At 41.9% G+C, this 14,551-nt stretch carries 13 protein-coding genes; 8 read left to right on the top strand and 5 right to left on the bottom strand.

The window, feature by feature from the left end; all coding sequences use genetic code 11:
• Nucleotides 1-256 precede the first annotated feature (256 nt).
• Both C509_RS0103400 and fumC read left to right on the top strand, forming a co-directional pair.
• Nucleotides 257-2,338, top strand: a complete 2,082-nt coding sequence (locus C509_RS0103400; RefSeq protein WP_018705503.1) for a transglycosylase domain-containing protein — start codon at nt 257-259, stop codon at nt 2,336-2,338.
• A 99-nt stretch (nt 2,339-2,437) separates the two neighbouring features.
• Nucleotides 2,438-3,817 (top strand): class II fumarate hydratase, encoded by a 1,380-nt coding sequence (gene fumC, locus C509_RS0103395; protein WP_018705502.1) that lies wholly within the window; start codon nt 2,438-2,440, stop codon nt 3,815-3,817.
• 94 nt (nt 3,818-3,911) lie between these two features.
• Here the strand turns inward: fumC and C509_RS0103390 are convergent, their stop codons facing one another.
• Nucleotides 3,912-4,115 (bottom strand): alpha/beta-type small acid-soluble spore protein, encoded by a 204-nt coding sequence (locus C509_RS0103390; RefSeq protein ID WP_018705501.1) that lies wholly within the window; start codon nt 4,113-4,115, stop codon nt 3,912-3,914.
• Between the two features lie 240 nt (nt 4,116-4,355).
• On the opposite strand from C509_RS0103390, the gene C509_RS0103385 reads away from it, so the two are divergent.
• Complete coding sequence (locus tag C509_RS0103385) at nt 4,356-4,604, top strand: hypothetical protein (protein ID WP_018705500.1); 249 nt, start codon at nt 4,356-4,358, stop codon at nt 4,602-4,604.
• Nucleotides 4,605-4,640: 36 nt separating this feature from the next.
• Here C509_RS0103385 and C509_RS0103380 read toward each other — a convergent pair whose 3' ends face one another.
• The 3 genes from C509_RS0103380 to C509_RS0103370 form a co-directional block, all read right to left on the bottom strand.
• The gene (locus tag C509_RS0103380; RefSeq protein ID WP_018705499.1) at nt 4,641-4,835 is read right to left on the bottom strand and encodes a hypothetical protein; all 195 of its coding nucleotides are present in this window, start codon (nt 4,833-4,835) and stop codon (nt 4,641-4,643) included.
• Nucleotides 4,836-4,908: 73 nt separating this feature from the next.
• Nucleotides 4,909-5,124, bottom strand: a complete 216-nt coding sequence (locus C509_RS0103375) for a DUF5342 family protein (protein ID WP_018705498.1) — start codon at nt 5,122-5,124, stop codon at nt 4,909-4,911.
• A gap of 291 nt (nt 5,125-5,415) precedes the next feature.
• Nucleotides 5,416-6,780, bottom strand: coding sequence for a YheC/YheD family endospore coat-associated protein (locus C509_RS0103370; RefSeq protein ID WP_018705497.1), 1,365 nt, complete (start codon nt 6,778-6,780; stop codon nt 5,416-5,418).
• 421 nt (nt 6,781-7,201) lie between these two features.
• On the opposite strand from C509_RS0103370, the gene C509_RS0103365 reads away from it, so the two are divergent.
• The 3 genes from C509_RS0103365 (at nt 7,202) to C509_RS0103355 (ending at nt 9,947) form a co-directional block, all read left to right on the top strand.
• Complete coding sequence (locus C509_RS0103365) at nt 7,202-8,341, top strand: DUF445 domain-containing protein (protein WP_018705496.1); 1,140 nt, start codon at nt 7,202-7,204, stop codon at nt 8,339-8,341.
• Between the two features lie 30 nt (nt 8,342-8,371).
• Entirely contained in the window at nt 8,372-8,722 is a 351-nt protein-coding gene (locus tag C509_RS0103360) for a YlbF/YmcA family competence regulator (protein WP_018705495.1), read from the top strand.
• A gap of 298 nt (nt 8,723-9,020) precedes the next feature.
• Nucleotides 9,021-9,947: a Cof-type HAD-IIB family hydrolase gene (locus tag C509_RS0103355; RefSeq protein ID WP_018705494.1), complete on the top strand. Its 927-nt coding sequence runs from the start codon at nt 9,021-9,023 to the stop codon at nt 9,945-9,947.
• Nucleotides 9,948-9,993: 46 nt separating this feature from the next.
• On the opposite strand, the gene C509_RS0103350 is transcribed toward C509_RS0103355, so the two are convergent.
• Nucleotides 9,994-10,179, bottom strand: a complete 186-nt coding sequence (locus C509_RS0103350) for a YhzD family protein (RefSeq protein WP_018705493.1) — start codon at nt 10,177-10,179, stop codon at nt 9,994-9,996.
• 55 nt (nt 10,180-10,234) lie between these two features.
• On the opposite strand from C509_RS0103350, the gene C509_RS0103345 reads away from it, so the two are divergent.
• Both C509_RS0103345 and C509_RS0103340 read left to right on the top strand, forming a co-directional pair.
• Nucleotides 10,235-11,548, top strand: a complete 1,314-nt coding sequence (locus tag C509_RS0103345) for a metallophosphoesterase family protein (protein WP_018705492.1) — start codon at nt 10,235-10,237, stop codon at nt 11,546-11,548.
• A gap of 16 nt (nt 11,549-11,564) precedes the next feature.
• Nucleotides 11,565-14,546, top strand: a complete 2,982-nt coding sequence (locus C509_RS0103340) for an ATP-binding protein (protein ID WP_018705491.1) — start codon at nt 11,565-11,567, stop codon at nt 14,544-14,546.
• The last annotated feature ends 5 nt before the right edge of the window (nt 14,547-14,551 follow it).

Raw genomic sequence — 14,551 nt, 5'->3', positions numbered from 1 at the left:
CCATCGGCTCGAGGTCATAAGCCAAACGCTGTTGAAGGCAACCTACGCCTTCTTCTGCGTTCATCTTATGCTTGTCGCCGATAAGCAGGCACTCTCCGCTTTTCTTTTTCCTTTATTTCGTCAGGATTCGTCCAGTCTGTACGTCGCTAAACGTCGCCTTCCACTTTTCTTGTAGCTTTTCGACGAAAAAAACATTATATTATAATTGGTTTCCAAATGAGTATGGTGCCAGCGCAATTGAAAGCGAGGAAAAGGTATGGACCTGTTATATAAAATAAAGGATAGTATTTGGAGGTTTTGGAAAAAAGCCCATCTGAATCAGATATTATTGCTGATCATCTCGTTAATCATTTTGATCGGCCTTTCATATTTTGCCTACTTGGCAAGTGCTGCGAATGTCGAATCTCTGAAACAAGGTTTGGCGCAGGCAACTGTGATTTATGATAAGGATGGAGATGAAGCAAGCAAGATTTCCGCCAACAGGATGGAAGGTGTTCCAATCACTGAAGTTCCTGAGAATATGAAGAATGCAATAGTAGCAATTGAAGATCACCGTTTCTATAAACATAGAGGCTTCGATCTTTACGGAATTTCCCGAGCTTTTTTTAAAAATCTGTTCGCTGGAAGAATCACGGCCGGAGGTAGTACACTGACGCAGCAGTTGACCAAAAATGCCCTCTTATCTCCAGAGCGGACATATAAACGGAAACTTGAGGAAGTATTTCTGGCAATTGAAATAGAGAAGAAGTTCACTAAAGATGAAATTCTTGAAATGTATTTAAACCAGGTTTACTTCGGAAGCGGTGGTTGGGGAGTTCAAAACGCATCCAAAAAATTTTTTGGCAAGGATGTAGGTGAAATCACACTAAGTGAGGCAGCAATGCTGGCAGGAATTGTGAATCGGCCGACCGCCCTCGATCCATATAAGAATTATGATGCGTCAATCGAACGCCGGAATCTCGTCTTAAAACAAATGCTGAATTATGACATGATAAGCAAACCCGAATATGAAGAAGCCGTCAATGAAAGAATTGTGCTTGAAGACAAGGGCGCGGATCCGCTGAAAGGAAAATATCCTTATTATGTGGATGCCGTATTAAACGAGGCTATTAACCATTATGGGTTGACCCAGGAAGAAATATTGACTCGTGGGTATAAAATATATACTGAGATGGATCAAAATGTTCAGGCAGGTTTGGAGAAAGTATATCAAAATAACTCCCTTTTTCCTGTAAGTTCAGATGGAACACTTGCTCAAAGCGGTGCGATCATGCTTGATCCAAAGACAGGAGGAATACGAGGGCTTATAGGCGGAAGGGGAGAGCATACATTCCGCGCATATAACAGGGCGACACAGCTGAAGGCACAGCCTGGCTCGGCCATCAAGCCCCTTGTCGTTTACAACCCGGCACTTGAAGAGGGCTACACGGCCCAATCAACTTTAAAAGACGAAGAAGGAATGACATTTTCAGGCTATACACCAAAGAACTTCAACGGACAATATGCAGGTGAAGTGCCATTATATACTGCTGTTGAGCAATCATTGAATGTTCCAGCAGTATGGCTTTTAAATGAAATTGGTTTGGATAAGGGTATCGCATCTGCAAAGAAATTCGGACTGCCGATCCAAAAGAAAGACGAAAATCTCAGCCTGGCTTTGGGCGGAACGACCACAGGGTATTCGCCTCAGCAAATGGCCGAAGCCTATTCTGTTTTTGCAAATGATGGTAAAAGGGCAAAAAGCCATATCATCACAAAAATTGTCGGTCCCACTGGGAATGTAGAAGGTGAATTCAAACCGAAAACCACTCGGGTTACTAGCCGTAAAACAGCAGAAAAGATGACATCCATTCTACTTAATGTGGTAGAGACTGGGACGGGGCGGAACGCAAAAGTTGAAGGCTACGATATCGCCGGAAAAACCGGCTCAACCCAGCTTCCCTTTCCTGAAATAACGGAAGGGACAAAAGATCAATGGTTTGTCGGGTACACCCCGAATCTCGTTGGAGCTGTTTGGCTTGGGTATGACTTGACCGATAGAAACCATTATTTAAGTGGGTCAAGCAGTGATACCGTTGTACCTATTTTCCGTTCGATGATGGAACAGACACTTCCGCATGTTAAAAAAGATGAATTTGAAACGACATCCATCAATGAAGAGCTCGAAGAAGAACGTAAAAAAGAAGAGAATTCTCTTAAAGGACAACTTAAAAATTTTGATGATAAGATGATTGATGAAGCCAAAAAATGGAAAGATAAATTAGAAAACGGTAAAGGCAATTTGAAAAAATTTGAGGAAAAGTTAAAGGAAACGTATAGGCGATTTCAAAATGAGTAGCTATAGGAAATTTTTTTATGAATTATGACACGTTAGATGAAATTTTTGTCGATATATGAGAGAATACGTATGGTTAAAACTTAGAGGAGGCATGTAAGAATGGAATTCCGGATTGAACGGGATACAATTGGTGAAATTAAGGTGCCTGCAGATAAATACTGGGGCGCACAAACTCAGCGGAGTAAGCAGAATTTTAAAATCGGAAATGAAAAAATGCCTTTGGAAGTCATTAAGGCTTTTGCGCAATTGAAAAAAGCTGCCGCAATTACAAATAATGGACTTGGCAAATTATCTGATGCCAAGAAAGAAGCGATTGTTCAAGCGTGCGATGAAGTGCTGGATGGCAAATTTGATGAACACTTTCCACTTGTCGTTTGGCAGACAGGAAGCGGCACACAGTCCAACATGAATGTGAATGAAGTTATTGCCCGAAGGGCCAATGAATTATTAAAAGAGAACTCTGGTGAGAAAGTTCATCCGAACGACGATATCAATATGTCACAGAGCTCCAACGATACATTTCCGACAGCAATGCATATTGCAGCATATCACGCAATTTACCATGAATTGATTCCTGCATTGGGTCAGTTGAATCAAACTCTTCTTGAAAAAGAAAAAGCCAATATGAATATTATCAAAATTGGCCGTACACACTTGCAGGATGCCACTCCGCTCACGCTTGGCCAGGAAATCAGTGGCTGGAGGGCAATGGTAGAAAAAAGTGAGAGAATGATTAAACAAGGTGCTGAGCATCTCCTTAATCTGGCTATTGGTGGAACGGCTGTAGGCACGGGCATCAATGCTGAACCGGAATTTGGAGATAAAGTGGCTGAACAATTGAGCAGACAAACTGGTTACTCTTTTAATTCATCGGATAATAAGTTCCACGCACTTACAAGTCATGACGAAATTGTTTTCGTTCACGGAGCACTCAAGGGACTTGCTGCTGATTTGACAAAAATTGCAAATGATGTACGTTGGCTTGCAAGTGGTCCACGTAGTGGAATTGGAGAAATTACAATTCCTGCCAATGAGCCGGGAAGCTCCATCATGCCGGGAAAAGTGAACCCAACACAGAGCGAGGCGCTTACTATGGTTGGTGTCCAAGTATTCGGTAACGATGCGGCCATTGGTTTTGCAGCAAGCCAAGGAAACTTTGAACTAAACGTCTATAAACCTGTTATTATCTATAATTTCCTTCAGTCGGTGCATCTGCTTGCTGATGCAATGATCTCATTCAATGAAAAATGTATGAAAGGTCTAGAAGCGAACGTTGAAGTAATCGAGGAAAATGTCAATCGTTCCCTTATGCTGGTTACAGCTTTGAACCCTCATATCGGATATGAAAAGGCAGCCGAGATCGCAAAACTTGCTTTCAAAGAGGGAACAACACTGAAAGAAGCGGCAATCAAAACAGGTTATTTGACGGAAGAGCAATATGACGAGTGGATAGATCCGAAGAAAATGGTCCACTTATAAAGAAAAGCGAAATTCTCCGTTTAATGTCACTGAGCAATAAATAAATTGAAAGGCCCCCGAAAATCCGGGGGCCTTTTGCCATGTTTATATTTAGTTATTGTTGGGAGAATCCGCCAAGCTGTTGTTGTGCCATTGAAACCAGGCGTTTGGTAATTTCTCCACCGACAGATCCGTTTGCACGGGATGTGGTGTCTGCACCAAGATTCACGCCAAACTCCTGTGCAATTTCAAGCTTCATTTGGTCGATTGCCTGCTCGGCACCAGCTACTAAAATTTGGTTTGAATTGTTGTTAGCCATTTTGTCATCTCCTTATTGTAGTAATAAGATTGGCTGGGTTAGTCGGATTTGCACCGACTCACATGCATGTGACCATCTTTAGGTGTAACCCACTGTTTGTATCATTTATGTTTTTAGTATGTTATTTAAAGATGAAAATATACAGGATGAGAAGAGGGAGTTTTTACCTTATTTTACAGCTGAGTGTCATACATGTATTCTCTGATTTCACAAAAGATAAGAGTAAGAGGAGGATTGCGTATGGATTACTGCAGGTTATGCAACGGAATATCGGTTGAGAATTGGGCTTGTTACATATGCATGGGAACCTTGAAGGATCAAGGGAAAATATATGATTTTTATGATGATTATTCACCTTATATGGAGATTGATTTGAATAAATTGGTCGATGGGGATCCGAAGAGTACGCGAAAGCCGGAGTGTGTCCACTTGTTTGTCTGTAAAGTGTGTGGGACGCAGCAGGAATTGAAAATTTTTTATGGACCTTAATATAAAAAAGGGGCCCGCTACCGAGTCCCTTTTCCTTTACATATTTCCTTGTGGCGGGTCTTCAGGAAAAAAATCAGTGGATTGCTCTATGTTTGTTGAATCTTCTCTTTTAAAAACAGAGCCTCCTGACAAGCCCTCATTTTCCATTCTGTCTACATCCATGAAATATCTGTCCCGGCCTTCATGATCCGAATCGGGCAGAAATTGATCTTTCAGCTTTTTTTTCTCCAAAGTTTTCAGCCCTCCTTAAGGATAGTTTGGGCTGCCGATACGTTTGGCCATGCATATAAAAAGTTGGTAAAAATTAACGTTTCAGATCGTAAACATGAAAAATCATTAAATCGTGAACCTGCTTTTCCAAGATATTCTCTATTTCTCTGTCCGGTTTTCCGGATGTCCATTCAATTTTTCCATCCTGTTGATAGATACCGTTCATCCTTATCCCGGAAAAGTAAAACGAAAATGTCCAACCGGGAATTCGTTCATCTCTGTATAATGGTTGGTATTGGAAGTGCTGCAACAAATGGATCACCTCGTTCTTTAAAAAAGTAAAGGGTTCGTTTTTCTATTAGTACAAGATGTGGAATGTCCGGCTCCGGCGAAAGTCCAACTGGAGGTGAAGACGACAGGACGTCGCAGCCTGCCCCCGCTGATAGTGTACAGACGTACCGCTTGCAATTTGTCTTAAGGACGTAAGCGCAAGAGCAGAGGAACTGCCACATTCGAAGTTCCACTTGGCTTACCTGAGGCTGCTTTCGTTTTGTGTATTACTTAGCAACATTCTATCAACCCTTTGGATAATTTGCTAAGTTTATCCCTCCCAAAGTAACTGAGGAGAATGTATTGTTTTTTCTGTCAAATGAATGGCGAAAGCAAGGGCGAGCTTGTTAGTCAGTGTATCGGACTCTTTGAGGCCGGGATGGGAAAATATATGACGGCCAGGTTTTGAGTTGGCCTCGAACATCCAAACCTTCCCATTACGGTCTATTCCAAGATCAAATCCGATTTCCGCAACAATTCCGCCTATATTGTCTTCAATGGCAGCAGCCAGATCCAATGCGGCCTTATGAAGTTTATTACGGTACGTTTCCCTTTCTTCCTCTTCCGTAAAAGCTTCTTCAAGGGAACGTACAATCCCTCCAAACCTGGTATGTGTGGTAGGGCTTCCTTCTCCGGCAATCTTAGCGGCTATCGCACTGACATTCCAATGTCCACTTTCATCTTTGTTTACATGGACTCGAAAGTCCATCGGCTTTTTATCGATTCGCTGCAGGCGGATGCCCTGCTGGATAATCAATTTCTCAGATTCTTTCCTTTTATACAGATGATTGATCAGGCTTTCAATGGAGTCATATTTATATAGTCGGTTTTTATTATCGAAAAAACGGCAATAGTAATCATTTTTTTCCGAATCGTAAAGAACCTGCCGAATTTTATCTCCGTTGCTGCCGTCCGCTTGCTTCAAATATACGTGTCCATAGGTCGCAACCATTGGTTCAATATCTGAAAATGACCTGAAAGGATGCGTTTCGGGTAAATAATTTTCGGCACGAGGATCATTGTATAATCTCTCATGAAGCTCCAACTTATTAAAAAAACCTGGATTATACCAAGGGATCAAATAGTCGTTCTCCATTTTCTCTTTCACTTTTTTGAAAGAGGGTTGGCTTTCGCTCGAGCGGTTTGGGAGCCGGTCATATACGACATTTGGAAGGGGGACAATCCTTTTCTTCCAGCTATGCTCGTGATAGAAAAAACCAAGGATCACACCTTTTTCCCAATCTATATGTTTTTCACCGAATAAAAAAGGGACTGCCCCAACGGATGTCTGCACGGACATTTGCTTAGCGAAATTTTTGGTCCTTTCTCCAACTGGCAATAATTGAAAAGGTGTAAAACCTGATGTGAAAATGCCCACAAGGGGGCCGAGATATAACGTCTCATCGTCATCAAAGAGACAAAGCGATGAAACGAATTCAGGGATTCCCAGAATTTTAGCCAAGCTTGAACTGATGGATATGACATTTCTTCCATTTGGATGTCGGCAACATTCAGCTTCTGCAGCATTGGACCCGAACGAGATGATTTGATGCTCCCCTTTAGGCTGAAATTCCCTAGGATAATACAACTTGATGTCATCACTGTCGAAAAACTCGCATTTATACCGAACACTCATAATAAAGGCCTCCTTCGAAAGGTGTCCATATTTGCCCTAGTGCACCCTTATTATTTATAATCAGTTCAGACCGTGCATGGTAAATAGGCCAAACAAAAGAACTGGGCGCATTCCCCATATCGTATGAAAGAGCAGTTGTCCATGTTCTAAAACGGTTGTAAGGAAAAAATTCACCCTATTTTTCTATGTTTTTCCTGCTCTGACAGATGCCACTAGCGTTACAGAACGTGGTGCATGAGGTGGCCCCAGCGCCTATTCTCAAGGGAGAGAGGCTGCCTGGCCATTTTTACTGTGTTATACTTCGTCGCAAAATCTTCTCATGGGTTGAAAAGTCAGCCACTTGCTGATAAATGAGACTCGGATTCAGCTTGTCGAGCTATTTTTGGCGCTTACGTTTTTCTAAAAGGAGTGGAATACATACATGTCTAGCTGGTTTACAATCATACCTTTCATGGTTATTATCGGAGCTGCAATAGGAGGATTCACCAACTTTTTGGCAATTCGTATGCTGTTTAGACCACACCGTACGCTCTATATTGGCAAATGGCGTGTGCCGTTTACACCAGGACTCATTCCGAAGAGACAGGGAGAATTGGCCGCTCAAATCGGGAAACTGGTTGTAGGCTATTTGGTGACACCTGAAAGCATTTATAAAAAACTGACTGATGATACATTCAAGAGAGAGACAGAGGAATGGATCAATGCCAAATTGAACAGCTGGCTGGAAAAAGGTCTGACACCAGAAGAAATACTGAACCAGTTAGGAATTGACCGTCCTGCGGAGAAAATGGATTCAGTTATTCAAAAAACGATTGAAAAAAAATATGAATCCCTTAAAAGTAAGTATTTGAACAAGTCGGTTGGTGATATTCTTCCTGGACAGCTTACAGAGTCGATTTATAATAAAATTCCCGGTATGGCCGACCACATCATTCAAAAAGGTGCAGATTATTTTTCCAGTGAGGAAGGGAAAGAAAAAATCAGGGTCATGATTGAGAATTTTTTAAAGAACAGGGGAAAGCTTTGGAATTTAGTCCAAATGTTTATTGGCGAAGATCAGCTGGCGGATAAAGTGCAGCCCGAAATTATGAAATTCCTTCATAATGAAGGTACTAGAGATCTTCTTATATCCGTGTTGGATGAAGAGGCGCGTAAGCTCGAACAAAGAACGCTAGGGGAATTTTACTCCGATGCTAATGAGGAAAAGATCCTGCAGTTTTTAAAGAAGGGGGCTTCGGATCTTTTTTCATTGGAAGGGTATTTGCAAAAACCTGTTAAAGATTTGATTGAACCCTATAGAATCAAACTGTTAGATAAGGCTGTCCCCCGCCTGCTTGCAGGAGCAGGCGAATATCTGACCAAACAATCGGGTGAAATCCTTGAACGCTTTCAAGTGGAGGATATTGTTCGTAAAGAAATTGAGTCCCTTTCGCTTGAACGTTTGGAAGAATTAGTCATATCCGTTGCTAAAAAAGAGCTTGTGATGATCACTTACTTGGGCGCGCTGTTAGGGGGCTTGATCGGAATTATCCAAGGAATCATTGTAATGGTCACTTCATAGTATGTTACACTTGGGTAAGGAGGGATTTAAATGAACACAAACCTGCATGATTATGCGTACGACCTTGAAAAAGCGATGCGAAACAGTGGCGAATTCAAGCATTTGAAAGAGATGTATAGAGCTGTTACCGATGACAGTGAAGCAAGCAGAATGTTTGACGAGTTCCGCAATATCCAGATGCAGCTGCAGCAAAAGCAGATGGAGGGCCGTGACATATCCGAAGAAGAGGTTATGAGGGCTCAGGAGATAGCCAACAGAGTCCAGCAAAATGAGAAAGTGACAAAACTCATGGAAGCTGAACAACAAATGAGCATGACTATTACCGAACTGAATAAAATTATCATGAAACCGTTGGATGAATTATACAGCTCTATGTCTTAAGAAAGGCTCCTCTTTGAGGAGCTTTATTTATTTGGGGAGGAATATTATCGGTATGCATGAAAATGGTGCGTGCCTCCTGGACGCGATGAGAAAAACAATTGTAACGAAGAGCGGCCGGATACCTCCTGAAGCAGCAGGCAATTTCCCAAAATATTGTAGTCAAACGCGATTCCCCTTTTAGATGAAGGGGAAACATTGAAAAGCTCGTCAGAGCAAATGTCCTCTTTTTTCAGTTCTATAAAAAAGGCGTGTCTCGTATAAATAAAAATAGGCAGAGATTGCGCAAAGGGGGAGCATCATGACCTATAAAATGCTTGTTTTGAACATTGATGGAACGTTACTGCAAGACAACGGCCGCATTCATAAGCAAACCCGGGAAGCGATAGAGTTCGCTCTTCAAAAAGGGATTCACATAATCTTGGCAACAACCAGGAATTTTCCTGCAGCAAAACGAACAGCAAAATCATTGAAGCTGAAAGATTACATCATTGCCCATCAAGGAGCTTTTATTGCAAAAGATATTAACAAACCTGTCTATGTTCAAAGAGTCCATGAGCGAGTGGCAAGTGAAATTACAGCGTTTTTGGAATCCTTTCCATGCCAAATCAGGCTTGTCAATGAAAAATTTTTAATCAGTAATAAAGTCAAACTCCCAACCAATATGATGACAAGGGTTGTTTTCCAATCTGCCAACCGCTTTGTGTACCAGGAACGGTATGTTGACTCAATCAGTGAGAAGCTGCTCGATCAGCCGGTTTCTCCGCCTAACTTCGAAGTGGTATTTTTTGATGAAAAAGAGATGGCCGATTCCATGATGGCGATTAAAGAAATGTATGATGAGGTCGTCTGTATTCCGATTGAACCTTTGAAAATGGTCATTGTACCGGCAGGGGTCTCCAAGTTGGAAGGGGTAAAGTTCGTATGTAGCCAATATGGCATTAAAAAGCATGAAGTTGTTTCAATTGGCGCGGGCTTGGATGACCTCCCACTCATGCAATGGTCCGGACTAGGTGTTGCCATGGGAAATGCGCCCAAAGAAGTACATGATGCCGCAGATTGGATCACAAGGACAAATAATGAGAACGGCGTGGCGTATATGGTTAAAGAGCATTTCAGGAAACAGTATCGCCTCGGGTTCTTGAATAACCTAAAAAGGACGGATCTGATTGAGGAAGGGCCTGAAAAACACTTTATGATGAATATAGAAAAAAATAATTTTAAATAAATGAAGGGAAGACTGCTTTTATTCAAGCAGTCTTCCCTTCATTACATCAACGATGGAAAAGGATTAGTTTCCCTAAAGGCGATGTGCAGCGGTGTGTTCTGTTGAGCAAGTCTTTCTCGGATAAAATTGATGTTCCCTTTTCTTTCGCTTCCCTATCATCCACAGCCTCAAAGCCTTCATCCAAAAGTTTTTCCCCTGTTGGTTGGAAAGCCGTAAGTTTATAAATTCCCATTTTTCAGCCTCCTTTGTATCTATTGTTACATATTCTTCATTAGTCGAAAAGAGGAATGAAAAGAGATATGGAAGCTATTTCTATTTTCATGTATAATGATAGGAACGTACATTCGCTCGAGGTGATGATTTTGGACGAAATTCGCTTTATCCATACGGCAGACCTACATTTGGACAGTCCTTTTCTTGGTTTGAATCAATTGCCTGAAAAGCTGTTCCGGCGCTTGCAGGAAAGTACATTTACCGCATTTGAACGAGTTGTGGATGCGGCCATTAAAAAGGATGTCGATTTTGTTTTGGTCGCAGGCGACTTGTTTGATGGAGAGGACCGCAGCATCAAGGCGCAGGCACGTCTGAGAAGACAACTGCAGCGTCTTGGGGAAAAAGGCATATTTGTTTTTATTACGCATGGCAATCACGATCACCTGGCAGGTGACTGGGTCAGGCTGGATATGCCGGAAAATGTACATATATTCAATGAAAATATCGAACCGTATTTTTTTTCAGCTAGAAATGGTATGACGGTTCACATATACGGTTTCAGTTATCCTGAGCGGCATGTATTGACAAGAAAAATAGCGGAGTTTGAAAAGGTACCGGGGGCGGATTTGCACATTGCGATGCTTCACGGAAGCGAAGAGGGCCAATCAGGTGCCCATCAGCCATATGCACCGTTTACCATCCGTGAGCTTCTTTATAAAGATATGGACTATTGGGCCCTTGGCCATATTCACAAGCGCAGGATATTGCATGTGGACCCTTATATTGTATACCCGGGTAATACACAGGGACGGCACAGGAAGGAAGAAGGAGAAAAAGGATGCTATTTTGTCAAAATGAGTAAGGAAGGCCAAACGGAGCTGGAATTTATTGAGACAGCTGATGTATGTTGGGAAACGGTTCGAATCGATTTTAGGAAAGAAGCAGGAATGACAGATCTTTATACTTCATGTACGGCAGCATTGGAATCTTTTGGGAATAGGAAGCAAAGCATCCTCTGCCAAATAATCCTATCCAATTCACGGCATCTTTCCAAAAAAGTATTAAAGACAATTGACAATGGAGAGTTCATTGAAATGCTGCAGGAGGAGTCTTTCCTTGGAAGTGAGTTTGTCTGGCCGTATCAAATAAAATTTGAAGAGACTTTTGTGAACGAGCATAGCTTCATTTCTGATGATGCTTTTTTGAATGTACTTGAAGAGGCGGCCAAAGAACTGGAGAACTCAGATTCCTTTGATCAAGCGATATCTGATTTATATGAGCATACTTATGCAAGCAGATATCTCGATGTATTGGACAAGCGGCAAAGAGAGGAATTGCTGCATTCCGCAAAGAAACAGGTGCTTGGCCGATTGTCTGAAAAAGACTGAAAGTGGGGGAGAACTCTTGAAACTAAAACAATTGCATATATACGGCTATGGCAGGCTCAATGATTTCAAGGTGGATGATCTCTCAGACTTGCAGTTGTTCTATGGAGAAAACGAAGCGGGAAAATCTACAATCATGTCTTTCATCCACAGCATCCTTTTTGGCTTTCCCACCTCTCAGCAATCCGAATTGAGGTACGAACCTAAAACCCACTCTTCATACGGCGGTAAGCTCGTTTTTGATACGGAAAAGTTTGGGGAGGTGGTCATTGAGCGGGTAAAAGGTAAGGCGGCAGGTGACGTCATGGTTCTGCTCAAAGATGGACCTGTAGAAGCGGAGGAATTTCTCTCCAAGCTGCTGAACGGGACGGATAAAAAAATGTACCGGAGTATATTTTCCTTTGATCTTCAAGATCTACAGGAGATTCAGCGCCTTAAAGAGGAGGAAATCGGAAAATATTTGATTGCCGCCGGCTCCATCGGAACAGATGGCATTCTACAGGTTGAGCAGCAATTACATAAGGAACTCCAAGAGCTTTTTAAACCTGGAGGCCGAAAGCCGTTGCTTAATGATTTCTTAAGGAACCTCCGCTTGCAGGAGCAGAAGGTTAAAAAGGCAAAGTATGAAAACTCATTATACGAATCATTTCAGTCTGAAATGAGGGAGATCATCGGCAGAGTGGAAAAAGCGAAAAAGTTCCTCAAACATAAAAAAGCGGCGCTTGATGGTGTAAATGAGCTGCTTAATAAATGGCCGCTCATATTGGAAAAAGACCAAATCAAGAAGCGCCTTGTTGAACTGGAGTCTGTTGAATTTCCTGCCGATGGATTAATAAGGCTTGAAAAATACAATGACAGGTTACTGGAGCTGTCCATTGCGTTAAAGACTGTTCAGCACCGTATTCAGTCCACCGAAGAGGAAATGAAGGAGAATACCCTTTTAAAGGGATTTGATCCGCAGAAAGCGGAAAAGTTTGTTCATGATTGGCCGGAATTGCAACAAAGCATTAGAGAATTGTCCAGTCTGGAATATACCATTGCCGAAGACCGAAAAAAGTATGATTCCTTCCTGACCGAGCTTCATTATCCAGCCGAAAAAGCCGGGGAAATAGAAAGCTTGAATTTGGGAATGGACATGAAAGCCAGGGTAAAAGAAACCCTTCAGCAGTATATCAGGTATGAAGGCCGGCTTAAGGATCTGGCAGATCGGCTTGAAGAAGATAGAAAATCGGTAATTGGACTGGAAAACAAATGTGAAGAAATAGAAAAGCAATTGGTGAATGAAGGTACATTTAAAGAGTGGAAAAGCCATTATGACGGACATGCGTCAGCATCAGGCCTTGAAGACGAAAAAAAGCACCTTGAAAGGGAAATTGAGAACCTTGAAAAAAGAAAGAAGCATGAAGAAAGTAAACTGCACAAAAAGAGAAGGCAGGCTCAGATCATTTCACTCTCCTTTCTTTTTATCTTTACGGGTGTACTGATTTGGAGCTTTACAAATAAACAATGGCCGCTGACTTTGGCCCCCATATTGGCAATCGGATGTGCCGCTTATTTACAGGTCAGAAAAGTGGAAGGAAACAGCATTGACTTTATAAAGGAAAGCCTTGATGAAAAGCGTGACCGATTGAGAAAATTGAAAGAACAACTGAAAACGGCAGTCGGTGATGTCCATATCGCATTTCAGTATAAAGAGCAGGTTCAGCTCCGTGAAAAATGGAAGCAGCATTATTCACGGCTAGAGGAACAAAAGCAGATACTGGAAGAGAGCGAGAATCTGTTTCGAAAAATGAGTAAAAATGTTGATGCCGAGGAAAGGAAGCTTAATGGAATTAAAGCCGAGCTCGGCCTGGCTGAAGATATTTCCCACATGAAAATCGAGGATGCATTTTCTATGCTTAAAAATCTTCAGCAGACCCGTAGCCAGTTAAGCGTTGCAATGGCACAAAAAAGGAAGCTCCAAAAAAAACTGGAAGAATGGTCCGATAACCTCTTTCAATTTCTGAGTAACATTGACGCGGCCGTTCATGAGCCTTCCAAGGCTGTATTTTTTTTGCAGGAGACGTTGAAAAAAGAACGGGAGAAGAAGTTTGTCCTTAAAGAGCTCCGGAAAAAATTGTCTGAACTGAATGTGGATATTATTCAGATTAAAAACGAAAAGTCTGTAATCCAATCGAGTCTGAAAGAGCTTTTTGAAGCTGCCAATGTGGAACACGAAGAGGATTATCGAATAAAAGCCAAGCTTTTCGAAGAAAAAACTTTACTGAAGGAACGTTTAAGTTTACTGGAAGTGCAGTTGGGAGAAGAAGAAACCGTTCACTTCAAAAGCGAGGAAGAAATAAAGAATGAATTCAAGCATTTGAACGAAGTCATCGAAAAGCAGTCTCAACTCTTGGAAGAGGACAGGAATAGATTGGCATCTTTGAGACAGAAAATTTCCTTTCTTGAAGAAGGAGGCACCTATACCGAACAATTGCATCTCTTCCGGCAAATGCGTTCATCTTTCAATGATGAAGCCCGGGACTGGGTTGAGTTGGCAGTTGCTGAATGCTTGCTCGAAAAGGTAATGCAAAAATACAAAGAAGGCCGTTTTCCACAGGTTATCCGTAAAGCTGCCGACTATTTTTCATTTCTGACTGATTATGAATATAAACAGATTCATGTCAAGGCGGATGGTGATCTGGCAGTTGAAAGAAAAGACAGGATTTTGTTTGCTCCTGAAGAATTGAGCAAAGGGACTGGGGAGCAACTATATATCGCCATTCGACTTGGGCTTGTTCATGTTTTGAAGAAAGAATACCCTTTTCCTGTTATTATTGATGACGGATTCGTTAATTTTGACGAAAAGAGGACAAACCGGATGCTTGAGTTGATACAAACAATTAGCCCTGATACACAGGTTTTACTCTTTACATGCCATCCGCATATTGCACGGCAGTTTTCTGAAGACCGGGTCATCCAGCTTCAGCAGAGGCTGCCTCAGACAAATCTAAGCGGATAACGGGG

The organism is Siminovitchia fordii DSM 16014 = CIP 108821, assembly GCF_000374565.1.
Lineage (GTDB): Bacteria > Bacillota > Bacilli > Bacillales > Bacillaceae_C > Siminovitchia > Siminovitchia fordii.
This window is presented reverse-complemented; position numbering and strand designations above follow the sequence as displayed.